This window comes from Natrarchaeobius oligotrophus (assembly GCF_003841465.1).
GTDB classification, from domain to species: domain Archaea; phylum Halobacteriota; class Halobacteria; order Halobacteriales; family Natrialbaceae; genus Natrarchaeobius; species Natrarchaeobius oligotrophus.
In genome coordinates, this window is sequence record NZ_REFZ01000067.1 from 1 (window position 1) to 500 (window position 500).

The window sequence follows — 500 nt, forward strand, 5'->3', positions numbered from 1 at the left end:
TCTCGCGGCTTCCCTTCGTTGATCTGCTCCTTGAGTTCGTAGAGTTCCTCAAGCGTGATATCGTCAAGCCGACCCATTATCAACTCTACCACACCTATCGGTAAATAATTTCCTTAATCACTATGAGTCATAGTTGACGACACCTTCCTCCTCCAATTTTGGAATGTGAACGTGATGCAATGATATATGGGCCTCTTTCACCTGTTCACTGGGGATTTCGGTTATCTCTGTGTCCTGCTCCTTTTCAACAACCTCGTTACGAAGATCAGTGAGAGTTAATGGCCGGTCGTGAATTAGAAGAAGATCAAGAATTGCACGGCGACGATGGTGAGAGATCAATCTAAGGGTTTCATCCACCGAAGTTTCCTCTACTACTCAGCTTTGAACGTTGAAGTAGGATCGTGACGTAGGCAGTAGCGAACACGGATGATGCCGATTACGGACTTCTTGTCGTGCACGCGTGTATTCGACGAGTTCGAGTCGCTGTCACCCGCACAACG

The 500-nt window shown here is 47.4% G+C and carries 1 protein-coding gene; it reads right to left on the reverse strand.

Annotation, left to right across the window (positions count from 1 at the left end):
- Positions 1-120 precede the first annotated feature (120 nt).
- The gene (locus EA472_RS23575) at positions 121-357 is read right to left on the reverse strand and encodes a DUF7344 domain-containing protein (protein WP_449289238.1); all 237 of its coding nucleotides are present in this window, start codon (positions 355-357) and stop codon (positions 121-123) included.
- Positions 358-500 lie beyond the last annotated feature (143 nt).